Below are 16,667 nucleotides of genomic sequence, written 5' to 3'. Positions count from 1 at the left end.
CCCCGCCCTGCGCGGGGCTTTCCGCAACGAGACAAGGATCATTGCAATGAGCGAACAGCAGAATTTCGACGTCGTCGTTATCGGTGCCGGCCCGGCCGGCTACCACGCGGCGATCCGCGCCGCCCAGTTGGGCCTGAAGACCGCGTGCATCGATGCCGCGCTCGGCAAGGACGGCAAGCCGGCCCTCGGCGGCACCTGCCTGCGCGTGGGCTGCATCCCGTCCAAGGCGCTGCTCGACTCCTCGCGCCAGTTCTGGAACATGGGCCACCTGTTCGGCGACCACGGCATCAGCTTCAAGGATGCGCAGATGGACGTCGGCCAGATGGTCGGCCGCAAGGACAAGATCGTGAAGCAGTTCACCGGCGGCATCGCGATGCTGTTCAAGGCGAACAAGGTCACGCCGTTCTACGGTTTCGGCACGCTGCACAAGGGCAACGTGGTCAAGGTCAAGCAGCACGACGGTTCGGAAGTCGAGCTCAAGGGCACCAACGTCATCATCGCCGCCGGTTCGGATTCGATCGAGCTGCCGTTCGCGAAGTTCGACGGTGACACCATCGTCGACAACGCCGGCGGGCTGGACTTCGAGTCGGTGCCCAAGCGCCTGGGCGTGATCGGCGCCGGCGTGATCGGGCTGGAGCTGGGCAGCGTGTGGAAGCGTCTGGGCGCCGAGGTCACGATCCTCGAAGCCCTGCCCGACTTCCTCGCCGCGGCCGATGCCGAGGTCGCCAAGACCGCCGCCCGCGAGTTCAAGAAGCAGGGCCTGGACATCAAGCTTGGGGCCAAGGTCTCCAAGGCGGAGGTCAAAGGCAAGGGCAAGTCGAAGGAAGTGCACCTGTCCTACACCGACGCCAAGGGCGAGCAGTCGATCGTGGTGGACAAGCTGCTGGTCGCGGTCGGCCGCCGCGCCGCGACCCGCAACCTGCTGGCCGACGATACCGGCGTGAAGCTCAACGAACGCGGCATGGTCGAGGTCGACGAGCACTGCCACACCGGCGTCGATGGCGTCTGGGCAGTCGGCGACTGCGTGCGCGGCCCGATGCTGGCGCACAAGGGCTTCGAGGAAGGCATCGCGGTGGCCGAGCTGATCGCCGGCCTGCCCGGCCACGTCAACCTCGACACCATCCCGTGGGTGATCTATACCGAGCCGGAAATCGCCTGGGTCGGCAAGACCGAGCAGCAGCTCAAGGACGAAGGCACGCCGTACAAGACCGGCAGCTTCCCGTTCGCGGCGATCGGTCGCGCGGTGGCGATGGGCGAGCCGGCCGGCTTCGTCAAGGTCATCGCCCACGAGGAAACCGATCGCGTACTCGGCATGCACCTGGTCGGCGTCGGCGTCTCCGAGCTGGTCCATGAGGGCGTGCTGACGATGGAGTTCAACGGCTCGGCCGACGACCTCGCCCGCATCTGCCACGCGCATCCGACCCTGTCGGAGGCCATCCACGACGCCGCGATGGCGGTCAGCAAGCGCGCGATCCACAAGGCCAACTGATCGGTGCGGCCGCCGCTGCCCCGATCCCTCCGCCGCGCGCCGGCCCATCCGGCCCGCGGCTGGCCACTGCCGATCGTGACCGCATGAACGGCGACGCGTTCGACCACAACCCACGCTGGACCGTCGCGCTGCCGCTGGTGGGCGCCGCGATCCTCGCGCTGTCGTTCGCCATGCCGGAGTTGCCCGGCCTGGTGTTGTTGCTGGCGGCCGGCCTGGCTTGCAGCGTCACCGCCGCAGTCCACCACGCCGAAGTGATCGCGCACCGTGTCGGCGAGCCCTTCGGCACGATCGTACTGGCGCTCGCGGTCACGGTGATCGAGGTCGCCCTGATCGTCGCGATGATGCTGTCGGGTGGCGAGTCCAGCAGCGCGCTGGCACGCGACACCGTATATGCGGCGGTGATGATCATCCTCAACGGCATCATCGGCATCAGCCTGCTCGCCGGTGCGCGCCGTCATTTCGAGCAGGGCTACCACGTGCAGGGCGTGACGGCCGGGCTCGCCACGCTCATCGCGATCGTGGTGTTCTCGCTGATCCTGCCGAACTACGCGACCAGTTCGGCCGGCCCGCTGTACACCAACAGCCAGCTGGTCTTCATTTCCCTCGCGATCCTGGTGCTGTTTGGCGGATTCACCTTCGTCCAGACGGTGCGTCACCGCGACTACTTCCTGCCCGCCGCCGACGCGGACGACGATGGTGCCGATGAGCATGTCGAGCCGCCCACCGTCCGCGAGACGTTCGCCAGCCTGGCACTGCTGCTGCTCGCACTGGTGGTGGTGGTGCTGAGCGCGAAGAAGATCTCGCCCTCGATCGAATCGCTGCTCGCCTCGGCCGGCGCCCCGGCGGCCACCGTCGGCATCCTGATCGCGGCGGTCGTGCTGTTGCCCGAGGGCATCGCCGCGGTCCGCGCCGCGATCCACAACCGCCTGCAGACCAGCCTCAACCTCGCGATCGGCTCGGCCATCGCCAGCATCGGCCTGACCGTCCCCACCGTCGCGTTGCTGTCGCTGGTGATGGGCTGGCCGCTGGTGCTGGGCCTCGACGGCAAGGCGACGGTGCTGCTGTTGCTGACCCTGTTCGTGGCGTCGCTGTCGCTGCGTACCGGGCGCACCAACGTCCTGCTCGGGCTGGTCCACCTGGTGCTGTTCGCCGCCTATCTGTTCCTGAGTTTCGTGCCATGAAGGCGGTCTGCGTCTACTGCGGTTCCAATACCGGCTCCCGTCCGGCCTACGCCGAGCGCGCCGCGGAGCTGGGCGCGCGGCTGGCCCGCGATGGCATCGCCGTCGTATTCGGCGGTGGCAACGTCGGCCTGATGGGCGTGGTTGCCGACGCGGCGCTGGCGGCCGGCGGCGAGGTCATCGGCGTGATCCCGGAGCAACTGGTCGGCTGGGAAGTCGCGCATACCGGGCTGACCCGGCTTGAAGTCGTCGCCAACATGCACGAGCGCAAGGCGCGTATGTTCGACCTGTCGGGCGGTTTCATCGCCCTGCCCGGCGGCTTCGGCACGCTCGACGAGATGTTCGAAATGCTGACCTGGCGCCAGTTGGGGATCGGCGACAGGCCCTGCGCGTTCCTCGACATCGACGGCTTCTACGAGCCGCTGGTGGCGATGATGGATCGCATGGTCACCGAGCGCTTCCTGCACGCCGACCAGCGCCGCGATCTCTGGCATGGTGACGATATCGAGGCGATGCTTGACTGGATGAGGTCCTACCAGCCCGCCCACGCCGACAAATGGCTTGACGAAAAACGCCGGAGCGAACTGCGATGACGATACCCGCCCTCTTCGATGCCTTCCGTATCCACGACGACGACGGCGGCTATCGCAGCGGGATCGAGCAGGTGTCGCTGGACGAGCTCGCGTCCGGCGAAGTCGTCATCAAGACCGCGTTCTCGTCGATCAACTTCAAGGACGCGCTTGCCGGCACCGGCGAAGGCAAGATCCTGCGCCGGTTCCCATTGGTCGGCGGCATCGACGTCGCCGGCCACGTAGTCGCCTCCACCGACCCGAAGTTCCGTGAAGGCGACGCGGTGCTGGTCACCGGGTGTGGCCTCAGCGAAACCCGCGATGGTGGCTACAGCGAATACGCGCGCCTCGAAGCAAAGTGGGTCATACCTCTTCCGGCCGGACTTGGCTTGCGCGAAAGCATGATCCTCGGCACCGCCGGCTTCACCGCCGCACTGGCGCTGTACCGGATGTTCGACAACCGGCAGGTTCCGGAGCTCGGCCCTCTGGCGGTCACCGGTGCGACCGGCGGGGTCGGCTCGCTGGCGGTCGATATTTTCAGCCGGGCCGGCTTCGAAGTCGCCGCCATCAGCGGCAAGGCCGACCAGCACGATTACCTGCGATCGATCGGCGCCAGCCAGGTGCTCGGCCGCGATGCGCTCGCCACCACCCGCCCGATGGAGTCGGCGCGTTTCGGCGGTGGCCTGGACAACGTGGGCGGCCCGATGCTGTCGAGCCTGCTCGCCCAGACTTCGCCCTACGGCAATGTCGCAAGCGCCGGACTGGCCGCGTCGCATGATCTCGACGCAACCGTCATGCCCTTCATCATCCGTGGCGTATCGCTGCTGGGCGTGGCGTCCGCCGGCACCGCCCGCGAGATCCGCGAGACGGTCTGGCAGCACCTCGCCAGCGACTGGAAACCGGCGCACCTGGACATCATCTGCACACGTGAAGTGCCGCTGGCACGGCTGCCGGAGGTGTTCCCGACGATGCTCGGCGGCGGTTCGCTCGGCCGGACCCTGGTGACGTTCTGACCCTTTCGTCGCGCGGCCGGTTTGCGGCAGCGCGCGGCACGGCTACAATCGACGCGCAGCTGGATGGTCGGCTGGACCAGACGCACTTCCCGGGGAAAACACATGGCGCGCATCCTGATCGTCGACGACTCGCCGTCACAACTGATGGGCATCCGTCGCATCGTCGAGAAACTCGGCCATGAAGCCGTCACTGCCGAGGATGGCGCCGCCGGCGTCGAAGCCGCCAAGCGCGAGCTGCCCGACCTGGTGCTGATGGACGTGGTGATGCCGAACCTCAACGGTTTCCAGGCCACCCGCTCGATCTGCCGCGGCGACACCACCAAGCACATCCCGGTCGTGCTGGTTACCACCAAGGACCAGGAAACCGATCGCGTCTGGGGCATGCGCCAGGGCGCCAAGGCGTACATGACCAAACCGTTCGACGAGAACGAACTGGCCGAGGTCATCGGCCAGTTGCTGCCGGGCTGAGCCAACGAGCTTTTTCGTAGGAGCGGCTTCAGCCGCGATCTGGAATCGTTTGCCCGCGCCGGCCTCAGATCGCGGCTGAAGCCGCTCCTACAACAGCCCGAACCAGGGGTTAGGCCCGGCGCCAGCCATCCCCGAACGCATCGCGCATCGCCTCGTAGGCGTTGCGCTGCGCATCGTCCTGCGGACTCGGCGCCAGCACTTCCAGCTCGACGATCTGGTCGCCGTCCGCGGGCTTGCCGGGCAGGCCGCGACCACGCAGCCGCAGCTTGCGCCCGGCTTCCGAATTCGCCGGGATCTTCAATTCGACCGCGCCCCCCAGGGTCGGTACGCTGACCGTGGCACCCAGTGCGGCCTCCCACGGTGCCACCGGCAGCATGTGGATCACGTTCCGGCCGTCGACTTCGAACCGGGGATGCGCCGCGTACTCGACCTCCAGCAACAGGTTGCCGCCACTGTTGCCGAGCCCGGCGAGGCGGATCACCTGGCCTTCGCGCACGCCCTTGGGCACGCGCACGTCCAGGGTCTTGCCGTTGAGGCTGATGCGCACGCTGTCGCCGGCGTAGATGGTCTCCAGCGGCACCGCCAGCTTGGCCCGGGTATCGGCCTGGCCACGCGGGCCAGGGCGGGCGCCCGGGTGGCCGCCGAAGCCGCCCGCCCCCGCCCCGCCACGGCCACGACCGAACATGCTCTCGAAGAAGTCGCTGAATCCGCCCCCGGCCCCGCCGCCGGCGAAGATCTCCTCGAAATCGACCCCGCCGTGGCCGGCACCGAACCCGCCCGGGGGCGGCTGCACGTCGTCGCCGGGCCGGTAGCCGCGCGCGCGCAACTGGTCGTAGGCGGCGCGCTTGTCGGGATCGCGCAACGCTTCGTAGGCTTCGTTGACCGCCTTGAAGCGCTCCTCGGCGCCGTCTTCCTTGCTGACGTCGGGATGGTACTTGCGCGCCAGCCGGCGATACGCCGTCTTGATCTCGGCATCGCCGGCGCTCGGCTCGACGCCGAGGATTTCGTAATAGTCCTTGAACTGCATCGATCACTCCAGAGACGCGGACCCGACGGGCCTGCGCGAAGGTTGGTGCACCGGGTGCACGCGTCGTTGCAAGGGTATCAAGCCGGTGCGTTGACGCATTGTTTAGGGCATACCGAATAGACTGCCGCGCTACACAGGAGAACCCCATGAGCATCCAGGTCGGCGACCGCCTTCCCGAAATACCGCTGCAGCGCATCCAGAACGGCGGGGTCGAGACCGTCGACACCAACACGTTGTTCAGCGAAAACAACGTGGTGATCTTCGCGGTGCCGGGGGCATTCACGCCCACCTGCTCCGAACGCCACCTGCCGGGCTTCGTCGAGCACTTCGAGGCGTTCCGTGCGAAAGGCATCGAGGTGGCCTGCATGTCGGTCAACGACCCGTTCGTGATGCAGGCCTGGGGCGAAAGCCAGGACGTTCCGGACGGGCTGATGATGCTTGCCGACGGCAACGCCGAGTTCACCCGGGCGCTTGGACTGGAACTCGATGCCAGCGGCTACGGCATGGGCACGCGGGCCAAGCGGTTTGCGCTGTACGCCGAGCAGGGCGTGGTCAAGCAGTTGCATGTCGAGGCACCGGGCGAATACCGGGTGTCGTCGGCGGAGCACGTGCTGTCGCAGTTGGCTTGACCTTCCCACGAATCCGGACTCCCCTGTAGGAGCGACTTCAGCCGCGATCTGAAGCCGCCGCGGGCGAACGATTCCAGATCGCGGCTGAAGCCGCTCCTACGACCGCAGGAAATCCAGCCGGACAAAAACAGGACGCCGCCTCGAGGGCGGCGTCCTGTTTTATGCCTGTAACGGCTCGGGCTACTCCCGCGGGTCTACCATCGCGTCGGTTGAGGCCGCCGTATCCACCGGCATCGCGGCATCGACCACGACATCACCCTCCACCGGGTCGGAATCCGCGTCGTCATCCAGCGACGCATCCAACCGCTCGATCGCCTGCAGCTTCTCGTCCGTAGCCAATCGGATCAGGGTCACGCCCTGGGTATTGCGGCTGACCTGCGAGATCTCCGCCGCGCGGGTGCGCACCAGGGTGCCGCCATCGGAGATCAGCAGCACCTCGTGGTGTTCGCTGAGCTGGATCGCGCCGACCAGTTGGCCGTTGCGCTCGCTGGTCTTGATCGCCAGCACGCCCTGGGTGCCGCGGCCCTTGCGCGGGTAGTCGGCTTCCGGGGTGCGCTTGCCGTAACCGCGCTCGCTGGCGGTGAGGATGTCGCCCTCGCCCTCGACCACGATCAGGCTGACCACCTGGCCGCCCTCGCCCAGGCGCATGCCGCGCACGCCGGTGGCGGTCCGGCCCATCGGCCGCACGGTGTCGCCGGCGAAACGCACCGCCTTGCCTTCGTTGGAGAACAGCATGATGTCGCGGGTGCCGTCCGACAGCGCGACGCCGATCAGCGCATCGCCCTCGTCCAAGTTGATTGCGATCTTGCCGCGCTGCAGCTGGTAGGCGTACTCGGTCAGTGGGGTCTTCTTGACCGTGCCGTTGCGGGTCGCGAAGAACACGAAATGGTCGTTGTCGTACTCGCGCACCGGCAAGACGGCCTGCACCTGCTCGCCCTCCTCCAGCCGTACCCAGTTGATGATCGGACGGCCGCGCGCATTCGGGCCGGCGTCGGGCAACTGGTGCACCGGCAGCCAGAACACGCGACCGGCGCTGGTGAAGGTCAGCAGGGTGTCGTGGGTGTTGACCAGCCACAGGCGGTCGATGAAATCCTCGTCCTTGGTCGAGGCCGCGTTGCGACCGCGGCCACCACGCTTCTGCGCGCGGTAGCTGCTGACCGGCTGGCGCTTGGCGTATCCGGCATGCGACAGGGTCACGACCACGTCTTCCGGCGCGATCAGGTCGAGGATGTCGAGGTCTTCCTCGCTCTGGCGGATCTCGCTGCGGCGCTCGTCGCCGAACTCGGCCTTGACGTTCGCAAGCTCGGTGCGGATGACGTCGAGCAGCACGTTCGGATCCTCGAGGATCTCGATCAGGCCGCGGATGGTGTCCAGCAGCAGCTTGTATTCCTCGGTCAGCTTCTCCTGCTCCAGCCCGGTCAGGCGGTGCAGGCGCATCTCGAGGATCTGCTGGGCCTGGGTCTCGGTCAACTGGTAACGCCCATCGATCAGGCCCACGCCCTTCGGCAGGTCTTCGGGGCGCGAGGCCTCGGCGCCGGCAGCACCGAGCAGCGCACCGACCAGACCCGGCTCCCAGGTCTTGGCCAGCATTCGTTCGCGCGCTTCGACCGGGTTCGCCGAGGTCTTGATCAGCTCGATCATCTCGTCGATGTTGGCCAGTGCGACGGTCAGGCCTTCGAGGATATGCGCGCGGGCGCGGGCCTTGCGCAGGTCGAAGATGGTGCGGCGGGTGACCACCTCGCGGCGGTGGCGGACGAACGCTTCCAGCACCTGCTTGAGATTCAGCAACTGTGGCCGGCCCTCGACGATCGCCACCATGTTGATGCCGAACACCGAACCCATCTGGGTCTGCTGGTAGAGGTTGTTGAGCACCACGTCGGCGGAGTCGCCGCGCTTGACCTCGATGTAGATGCGCATGCCGTCCTTGTCGGACTCGTCGCGCAGTTCGCTGATGCCCTCGATCTTCTTCTCTTTCACCAGCTCGGCGATCTTCTCGATCAGCCGCGCCTTGTTGACCTGGTACGGGATCTCGGTGACCGCGATCGCCTCGCGGCCGTTGTCGGCCACCTCGATCTCGGCGCGTGCGCGCATCCGCACGCGGCCACGGCCGGTGCGGTAGGCATTGATGATCCCGGAAGTGCCGTTGATGATGCCGGCGGTCGGGAAGTCGGGGCCGGGGATGTATTCCATCAGCCCGTCGATGTCGATCTCGGGGTTGTCGATCAACGCGATGGTGGCGTCGATCACCTCGCCCAGGTTGTGCGGCGGGATGTTGGTCGCCATGCCGACCGCGATGCCGGCCGAGCCGTTGACCAGCAGGTTCGGCACCCGCGTCGGCATGACCGTGGGCTCGAGTTCCTTCTCGTCGTAGTTGGGCTGGAAGTCGACGGTTTCCTTGTCGATGTCGGCCATCAGCTCGTGGGTGAGCTTGGACATGCGCGCTTCGGTGTAACGCATCGCCGCGGCGGAGTCGCCATCGACCGAGCCGAAGTTGCCCTGTCCGTCGACCAGCAGGTAGCGCAGCGAGAACGGCTGCGCCATGCGCACCAGCGTGTCGTAGACCGACTGGTCGCCGTGCGGGTGGTACTTGCCGATGACGTCACCGACGATACGGGCCGACTTGTAGTACGGCTTGTTGGCGTGGGCGCCAAGCTCGTTCATCGCGTACAGCACGCGCCGGTGGACCGGCTTGAGTCCGTCCCGAACGTCCGGGAGCGCGCGGCCGACGATCACGCTCATGGCGTAATCGAGGTAGCTGCGACGCATCTCGTCTTCGAGGTTTACCGGGATGATTTCCTTGGCGAGTTCGGCCATCGGGTTTCCGTCTTGGGCAAGGTCGATGCTGCTCCCGCAAGCGACCGGAAAGCCGCGTGGCGGCTGGGTTCCGGAGCGATTTCGGGGCAGATGAAAAAGACGTGAAATGATAGCACGGAACGGGGGTTCACTGCGCCCCGATTTCCACGCATAAACAACAACTTACCTGCTATTCCGCTGCCCCTGCGGGGAACACGCGCACCTGCCACGTGATTCGTCAATCGTCAGCCTGTCGAAAAGGTTCCCGCGCTTCGATTCGACGCCTGAAGACTTCGGCCAGCACGGCCACGTTCGCGAGCACGAAGAACGGCAATGGATGGATATAGCGAAACGACACGATGTGCGCAAACAACAGATGGCTGGCCACCAGGCCAAGTGACACGAGCCCCAGCAGGAGGTACATCCTGCGTTCGCGTCGCCGCCATCCCACTGCCAAGGTCGACAGTGCCAGTGGAGCGAGTACGAACAGGCAGAACGTCAGCCACGGCCCCGAAGCAGCGAACAGGTCGCGGGCAGGCGTATGCAATCTGGAGATGCCCCGGGCATCCCAGCCCATCTCGCGCTTGATCAAACCGAGGTCGGCTTCGCTCGGGGGAATCACTCCGAGGTCATCAAGCATCCTCCAGCGCACGCGGCCCGGGGCGAAATAGCCGCCGAGGGTCGCAATGTTGATGCGCACCAGTTCCAGGGGTGCATCGAGCATGGCGCGCCTGGTAATGACCCTGGCAACCTGTTCCGGCTCAGCACTCCGCTTCACCAGGAGCGGCCACAATCCATCCTCCTTCCATATGTGATGGCCACGCTGCCAGTGGTCATCCAACGGCCTGCGGACATCATCGAGGATGCTTCCCGATACGTCCGTCCCTTCGAAATGTTCGGCGCGGATAAGCGGCGCGACCAGGCCGATCCGCATCATTCCGCTCATGGCCAGGTAACCCGGGCCGGTTCCACTGAAATGGCCGTAAGCCTGTACATACGCGAAATGCGAGGCCAGCAGCAGCACCAACGCGGCGCCGGCGGCACGCAACTCGATCCCCAGCGGACGCCTCGCCCGGTCGAGCAGCGGCAACATCGCGACCACGAACGCCGTGCCCAGGACCACGGGAAGGAAGCTGAGTCGCAGGTTGATGCATCCCAACCCCAGCAACACACCCAGGGCATACCAGCGGATTTTCATTGTCCGCAGGTAGACCACGAACAGCAGCAATCCCACGACGAATGCGAGCAGGCCGGCGGTTTCCGCCATCACCATGCGCTCGAGAAAAACCTGGGCCGGCTCGGTAGCCAACAGGACTGCCACCAGCAGTGCGATCCAGCGCCTGACGCCCAGGCAGATCGTGAGCAGGCCAAACAGGGCTATCGCCGTGGCCGCAGACCAGAGGGACTGCAGGACGACGATCAGCCCGGGGCTGTCGAATGGCAGGACGGTGAATCGCAATATCCAGCCGTAGACAAAGGAGCGGCCTCCAGTGAACGAAAAATTGAAGGCCGTCCCGAGGTAGGTCATCGAGTCGCCCATATACAGCCGCAACGTCGAATCGGCCACCAGCCACGCCAGCTTTACCGCGAGTACGGCGGCGACCACCCATGCGAAATCCATCCCGCGACGGTGAACGTCCCCGATGCCCGCCGCGGCACCTGCCTTCCGGCGCGCCGATTCGTCGACTGCGTCCATCACTACCTGTCCCCGGGCGCGGCCAGTGCGACATAGGCGAGCATTTTTGCTTCGCGCCGGCCCCGGGTGACCATGTCCAGGACGATCCCGACGGTCGCGGACAAAGCTGCGAACAGCATCAGGCCGGTCGCCAGCACTGCGGTGGGAAGCCTCGGCACCTCACCGGTATGCAACCACGTGAGCACCAGGGGCACCGCCAGGACCACGGCTGCGACGGCAAACAAACCGCCCGCAACCCCGTAGAACGCGAGCGGGCGTTCCGCGTTGAACAGGCGGACCATCGTACGGAGAATCCGAAACCCGTCGCCCCAGGTGTTGAGCTTGCTGAAAGAGCCGTCGGGACGATCCTTGTACGGCGTGACCACCTCGCCCACCGTCATGTGGAGCTCCAGCGCATGTACCGTCAGCTCGGTTTCGATCTCGAAGCCCGCGGACAACACAGGGAAGCTCTTGACGAACCGTCGTGAGAACGCGCGGTAACCCGACAACACGTCACGGCAGGGTCGGCCGAACAGCCAGGCGAGGAATCCGGTCAACAGGCGATTGCCGACCACGTGACCCGCGCGGTAGGCCGCCTCGACGGTGGCCTCGCGCACGGCGACCGCCATGTCATGGCCCTGCTCCCATACCATGCCGACCAGCTGCCCTGCGCTGTCGGCATGGTAGGTGTCGTCGCCATCAACGAGCACGTAGACGTCGGCCTCGACATCGGCGAACAGTCGACGCACCACGTGACCCTTGCCCTGCAAGCTCACGGCCCGCACCCGTGCTCCTGCCTCGCGCGCACGATCCGCGGTGCCGTCGACGGAATTGTTGTCGAACACGTGGACGGTCGCATTCGGCAGCACCCGCCGGAAGTCGGCCACGACCTTCGCAATCGTGGTCGCTTCGTTGTAGCAGGGCACCAGTATCGCAACCCGTGGTGCCGACATCATTGGACGCCACCCGGAAAGAATCGCCGCAGCGCAACTTCGTCCGGGTTCTCGATCACGCCGCGTTCGGTCACGATCGCATCGATCAGTTCATGCGGGGTGATATCGAACACCGGATTCCAGGCACCGATGTCGGCCGCCGCGGTGCGCGTGCCGCCGATGCCGAACAGCTCGCCCGGGTCGCGCTCCTCGATGTGGATCAGGTCGCCGGAAGCCGTGTCCATGTCGACCGTCGAGGACGGCGCGGCCACCATGAACTTCACGCCGTGGTGGCGCGCGGCGATCGCCAACTGGTAGGTCCCGATCTTGTTGGCGACGTCGCCGTTGGCGCAGATGCGGTCGGCACCGACCACCACCCATTGCACCCTGCCGGACTTCATCAGGTGCGAGGCGGCGGCATCCGCGATCAGGGTCGGGGCGATGCCGTCCTGCTGCAGTTCCCACACGGTCAGGCGCGCGCCCTGCAACCAAGGCCGGGTCTCGCCGGCGAACACCTCGTCGATGCGGCCCTGGGCGACGCCGGCGCGGATCACGCCGAGCGCGGTGCCGAAACCCGCGGTGGCGAGCGAGCCGGTATTGCAGTGGGTCAGGACGTTGCTGCCGGGCTCCATCAGGGCCGCTCCGAGCGCACCCATGCGACGGTTGGCGGCGAGGTCCTCGATGGCAATGGCCTCGGCTTCACGTGCGAGGACTTCGCGCCAGTCGGCGCCTGCGACAGCAAGCACGCGACGCATCCGCGCGAGCGCCCAGGCCAGGTTGACCGCGGTCGGGCGAGCGGCATTGAGATGGGCAATCGCCGGATCGAGCAGGATCGCGGCTTCCGCGCCATCGGACGCTTCGATGTCGCGCGCGGCGAGCACCAGCCCCCAGGCGGCGGCGATGCCGATTGCCGGTGCACCGCGCACGGTCAGGGCCTGGATCGCCTCGGCGACGGCTTCGCTGGTGTCGCAACGGACGTATTCGACTTCGAATGGCAGCTTGCGCTGGTCGAGCAGTTCAAGTGCGTCGCCGGCCCAGCGGATCGGACGGATGCGGTCGTAACGGTCGAAATCGATGGTGTCGGTCATGCACCGATTCTAGTCGAACCGACGCTGTCAGCCCGGCGCTTCTTGTTCCACAGGGAGGGAACGCCATGCCGTTGTAGGAGCGGCTTCAGCCGCGATCGGATGCCTGATCGCTCGCGCCGACTCCAGATCGCGGCTAAAGCCGCTCCTACAACAACCGAAGGAATTCCGGTCGGGCCGAGACTCGGGAGCTGCTTCAGGCGCGGAAGAAATCGAAGGCGAGGACGTCGGCGATCCGGTCGGTCCCGAGCATCGCCATCATCAGCCGGTCGACGCCGAGGGCGACGCCGGCGCAATCGGGCAAGCCGGCTTGCAGGCCCGCCAGCAAGTGTTCATCACGCGGCGGCAGCATGTCGCCACCGGCACCCTCCCCGCGTTGCTCACGCCGCTGCAGGTCGCGATCGAACCGGGCGCCCTGCTCCACCGCGTCGGCCAGTTCGTGGTAGCCGTTGGCGAGTTCCAGCGGACCAAGATAAAGCTCGAATCGCTCGGCGACCTGTACGCCATCGGTGTCAGTGCGCAGGCGTGCCAGCGCGGCCTGGGTCGCCGGCCAGTCGTGGATCGCGAGCATCCGGTCGTCGGCGAACTCCGGCTGCAGCCGATGGGTCATCAGCAGGTCGAGCCAGTCGTCGCGGGTCAGGCCGGCGGGGTCGATGATGATGTCGCCGAGTGCATTGCGCAGTTGCTCGTCGCTGGCGGTCATCGGATCGATGCCGAGTTGCTCGTGATAGAGATCGCGATAGGCGATCTCGACCAGCGAGGCTTCGCGCCCGACCAGTGCCAATGCGGCGTTGACCAGCGTCGCGGTTTCACCGACCAGTCGTCGGTGGTCCCAGCCGACCCGGTACCACTCGAGCATGGTGAACTCGGGGTTGTGGCGGCCGCCGGCTTCGCCGTCGCGGAACACCCGGCCCAGCTCGTAGCAATCACCGAAGCCGGCGGCGAGCAGGCGCTTGAGCGGGTATTCGGGCGAGGTGCGCAGCCAGCGGGTGCGCGGGGCGCCGTCGGTGCGGCCACTGAACTCAAGCGAGAACGAGGCGATGTTCGGCTCGGTATTGCCGGCGACCGACATCACCGGCGTCTCGACCTCGGTGACGGCGCGCCCGGCGAAGAAGCTGCGGATGCGTGTGTTGAGCGCGGCACGCAGGCGCAGCGCGTCGAAGCTTGCGGTGGGGCGCCAGCATGGACTCATGCCTGGCTCGCCTGGATGCCGCGCTTGGGTGTCCGGGCTCTTGTAGGAGCGGCTTTAGCCGCGATCGGAAATCGTGTCGGTCGACGATTCCAGATCGCGGCTAAAGCCGCTCCTACAACGGCAGGGAGTCGCCGAGGAACAGCTGCCATGGGACGTCCGGCGGGCATCATTCGTGGCACTCCAGGAACGCCAGAAGCTTCGCCTCGTCCCAGACTTCGATGCCCAGCTCGGCGGCCTTGGCGAGCTTGGAGCCAGCGGCCTCGCCGGCGACAACGAAGCTGGTCTTCTTCGACACGCTACCGGCGGACTTTGCGCCCAGCGCCTCCAGCCGGTCCTTCGCCTCGTCGCGGGTCATCGCCGACAAGGTGCCGGTGAGGACGACGGTCTGGCCGTCGAGCGGACCGGCCGGCGCGGTGTCGGCAGCGGGAACGATCGCATCGAGTCGCACCAGTGCCTCGCCCGATGCGGCCAGCAAGGCGGCGTTGTCAGCGTCCTCCAGCCAGTTGGCGAATGCCGCCGCGGTCTCGGCCGGCAGGCCGGCGGTAACCAGATTGTGCTGCGGTGCGTCGCGCAAACCGGTGCTCGCGTCGGCCTGGCCGGCCACGGCCGGGAACGCCGTCGCCAACTGCTCGGCACGGATCGGAGTGATCTTCGGGATTTCGAGGTCGACCAGCAGTTGCGCCAGCCCGAGGCTCTCGCGCAGCTTCGGCGAAGGTGGATGCGCGTCGGTAATCGTCACGCCCCGCGCGAGCAGGTCGTCGATCACCATCTGGTTGCCGGGCTGGTCGAGGAAGTGGCCGATCGCGCGGGCGACTTCGCCGCCGATGTCGGGCACGCGCTTGAACATGGGCCATGGCAGGCGGCGGATCAGCTCGAGGTCGCCGAACCACAGCGCGAGCGCCTTGGCCGTGCTCTCGCCAACGTGCTGGATACCGAGCGCGTACAGGAAGCGCTCCAGCGTGGTGTCGCGGCTGCGGTCGATCGCCTCGACCAGGTTCTCGGCCCAGCGGGTGGCGACCTTGCCCGCCTTCACTGTTTCCGGTGTGGTGCCGTCGCGCTCGTCGGCGCGCTGCTTCATCTGCAGCAGGTCGTCGAGGGTGAGCCGGTACAGGTCGGCGACCGATTGCACGTAGTCGAGATCCGACAGCGCGGCGATGAAGCGCTCGCCCAAGCCGTCGATATCCATCGCCCGGCGCGAGGCGAAATGGCCGATCGCCTCCTTGCGTTGCGAGGCGCAGGTCAGCTCGCCCGAGCAGCGCCAGACCACCGCGCCCTCCTCTCGCACGATCTCGGAACCGCAGACCGGGCAGTTCTCCGGCATCTGCCAGGCAGGCGTGCCGGGGCGGCGTTGCTCGGGCAGCACGCGCACGACCTCGGGAATGACGTCGCCCGCGCGGCGCACGATCACGGTGTCGCCGACGCGCACGTCGAGCCGTGCGACCTGGTCCGCGTTGTGCAATGTCGCGCGGGTTACGGTAACGCCGCCGACGTGGACCGGCTGCATCAGCACCCACGGCGTGACCGCGCCGGTGCGGCCGACGTTGACTTCGATCGACTCGACCACGGTTGTCTGTTCCTGCGCCGGGAACTTGTGCGCAAGCGCCCAGCGCGGTGCGCGCGAGACGAAGCCCATCTCGGCCTGCGCGTCGTAGTCGTCGAGCTTGTAGACCACGCCGTCGATGTCGAACGGCAGGCCGTCGCGGCGCTCGCCGATGCGGCCGTAATAGCCCAGCAGTCCCTGCAGCCCCTCGACCACGTCGCTTTCGGTGCTGACCGGCAGACCCCATTGGCGCAACTGCTTCAGTGTTTCGGAATGGCTGTCGGGCAATTCACCGCCTTCGACTTTGCCGATCGCGTAGGCATAGAACGCCAGCGGCCGCTGCGCGGTGATGCGCGGATCGAGCTGGCGCAACGAGCCTGCCGCGCCATTGCGCGGGTTGGCCAGAACCTTTCCACCTTCGGCCAGCGCGCGCTCGTTGTAGCGCTTGAAACCGGCCAGTGGCATGTACACCTCACCGCGCACCTCCAGCACTTCGGGCCAGCCCTTTCCACGCAGCTGCAACGGAATTGCGTTGACCGTTCGCAGGTTGGCGGTGACATCCTCGCCAGTGGCGCCGTCACCGCGGGTCGCGCCCTGGATGAAGCGGCCGTTCTCGTAGCGCAGGCTGATCGCGAGGCCGTCGAGCTTTGGCTCGGCCGAGAACACCAGCGCTTCGTCGCCGAGCTTCTGTTCGATCCGGCGGACGAAGTCGGCGACCTCGTCATCGGTGAAGGCGTTGCCCAGCGACAGCATCGGGATCGCGTGGCGGACCGGCGCGAATGCTCCCGACGGCGCGGCGCCGACGCGCTGGGTCGGCGAGTCGGGACTGGCGAGCTCGGGGTGCGCGGCTTCCAGCGCCTCGAGTTCGCGCAGCAGGCGGTCGTACTCGACATCCGGGATCTCGGCGTCGTCGAGCACGTGGTAGCGGTAGTTGGCGTCGTCGAGTTGGCGGCGCAGTTCGGTGATGCGGGTGGCTGGGTTGGCGGTCACGGTGGTCTCGCCGCTTGACGCGGATGGAGGCCGGCCATTTTTTACACGGCCGTTGTCCGGGTTTGTGTAGGAGCGGCTTCAGCCGCG

13 protein-coding genes are annotated in these 16,667 nt (G+C 66.9%); 6 read left to right on the top strand and 7 right to left on the bottom strand.

Going from position 1 to position 16,667, the window contains the following annotated elements:
* Positions 1 to 46 precede the first annotated feature (46 nt).
* The 5 genes from lpdA to ACT9F5_RS01515 all read left to right on the top strand — a co-directional run bounded on the left by lpdA (position 47) and on the right by ACT9F5_RS01515 (position 4,717).
* A complete protein-coding gene (gene lpdA, locus ACT9F5_RS01535) occupies positions 47 to 1,489 on the top strand; it encodes a dihydrolipoyl dehydrogenase (RefSeq protein ID WP_445118185.1) in 1,443 nt (480 codons plus the stop codon).
* An 83-nt stretch (positions 1,490 to 1,572) separates the two neighbouring features.
* Positions 1,573 to 2,670, top strand: a complete 1,098-nt coding sequence (locus ACT9F5_RS01530) for a calcium:proton antiporter (protein ID WP_445118184.1) — start codon at positions 1,573 to 1,575, stop codon at positions 2,668 to 2,670.
* Entirely contained in the window at positions 2,667 to 3,260 is a 594-nt protein-coding gene (locus ACT9F5_RS01525) for a TIGR00730 family Rossman fold protein (RefSeq protein ID WP_445118183.1), read from the top strand. The genes ACT9F5_RS01530 and ACT9F5_RS01525 overlap by 4 nt, the downstream gene beginning before the upstream one ends.
* Entirely contained in the window at positions 3,257 to 4,249 is a 993-nt protein-coding gene (locus ACT9F5_RS01520; RefSeq protein ID WP_445118182.1) for an acrylyl-CoA reductase family protein, read from the top strand. The genes ACT9F5_RS01525 and ACT9F5_RS01520 overlap by 4 nt, the downstream gene beginning before the upstream one ends.
* Positions 4,250 to 4,351: 102 nt before the next feature.
* The gene (locus ACT9F5_RS01515; RefSeq protein WP_332614447.1) at positions 4,352 to 4,717 is read left to right on the top strand and encodes a response regulator; all 366 of its coding nucleotides are present in this window, start codon (positions 4,352 to 4,354) and stop codon (positions 4,715 to 4,717) included.
* Between the two features lie 109 nt (positions 4,718 to 4,826).
* Here the strand turns inward: ACT9F5_RS01515 and ACT9F5_RS01510 are convergent, their stop codons facing one another.
* Entirely contained in the window at positions 4,827 to 5,744 is a 918-nt protein-coding gene (locus ACT9F5_RS01510) for a DnaJ C-terminal domain-containing protein (protein WP_445118181.1), read from the bottom strand.
* Between the two features lie 146 nt (positions 5,745 to 5,890).
* Between ACT9F5_RS01510 and ACT9F5_RS01505 the strand changes: the two genes are divergently transcribed.
* Complete coding sequence (locus ACT9F5_RS01505) at positions 5,891 to 6,373, top strand: redoxin family protein (protein WP_445118180.1); 483 nt, start codon at positions 5,891 to 5,893, stop codon at positions 6,371 to 6,373.
* A 180-nt stretch (positions 6,374 to 6,553) separates the two neighbouring features.
* On the opposite strand, the gene gyrA is transcribed toward ACT9F5_RS01505, so the two are convergent.
* The 6 genes from gyrA to ligA form a co-directional block, all read right to left on the bottom strand.
* A complete protein-coding gene (gene gyrA, locus ACT9F5_RS01500; RefSeq protein WP_445118179.1) occupies positions 6,554 to 9,187 on the bottom strand; it encodes a DNA gyrase subunit A in 2,634 nt (877 codons plus the stop codon).
* Between the two features lie 217 nt (positions 9,188 to 9,404).
* The gene (locus ACT9F5_RS01495) at positions 9,405 to 10,862 is read right to left on the bottom strand and encodes a hypothetical protein (RefSeq protein ID WP_445118178.1); all 1,458 of its coding nucleotides are present in this window, start codon (positions 10,860 to 10,862) and stop codon (positions 9,405 to 9,407) included.
* 2 nt (positions 10,863 to 10,864) lie between these two features.
* Entirely contained in the window at positions 10,865 to 11,797 is a 933-nt protein-coding gene (locus ACT9F5_RS01490; RefSeq protein WP_445118177.1) for a glycosyltransferase, read from the bottom strand.
* A complete protein-coding gene (gene mtnA / locus ACT9F5_RS01485) occupies positions 11,794 to 12,861 on the bottom strand; it encodes an S-methyl-5-thioribose-1-phosphate isomerase (protein ID WP_445118176.1) in 1,068 nt (355 codons plus the stop codon). The genes ACT9F5_RS01490 and mtnA overlap by 4 nt, the downstream gene beginning before the upstream one ends.
* A gap of 193 nt (positions 12,862 to 13,054) precedes the next feature.
* On the bottom strand, positions 13,055 to 14,050 hold the full coding sequence (gene epmA, locus ACT9F5_RS01480; RefSeq protein ID WP_445118175.1) for an EF-P lysine aminoacylase EpmA: 996 nt from the start codon (positions 14,048 to 14,050) through the stop codon (positions 13,055 to 13,057).
* Between the two features lie 166 nt (positions 14,051 to 14,216).
* On the bottom strand, positions 14,217 to 16,580 hold the full coding sequence (gene ligA / locus ACT9F5_RS01475) for an NAD-dependent DNA ligase LigA (RefSeq protein WP_445118174.1): 2,364 nt from the start codon (positions 16,578 to 16,580) through the stop codon (positions 14,217 to 14,219).
* Positions 16,581 to 16,667: the final 87 nt, after the last annotated feature.

This window comes from Lysobacter sp. F6437, assembly GCF_052547215.1.
Note: the sequence above shows the minus strand (reverse complement) of the source record. Positions and strands in the feature narration are given on the sequence as shown.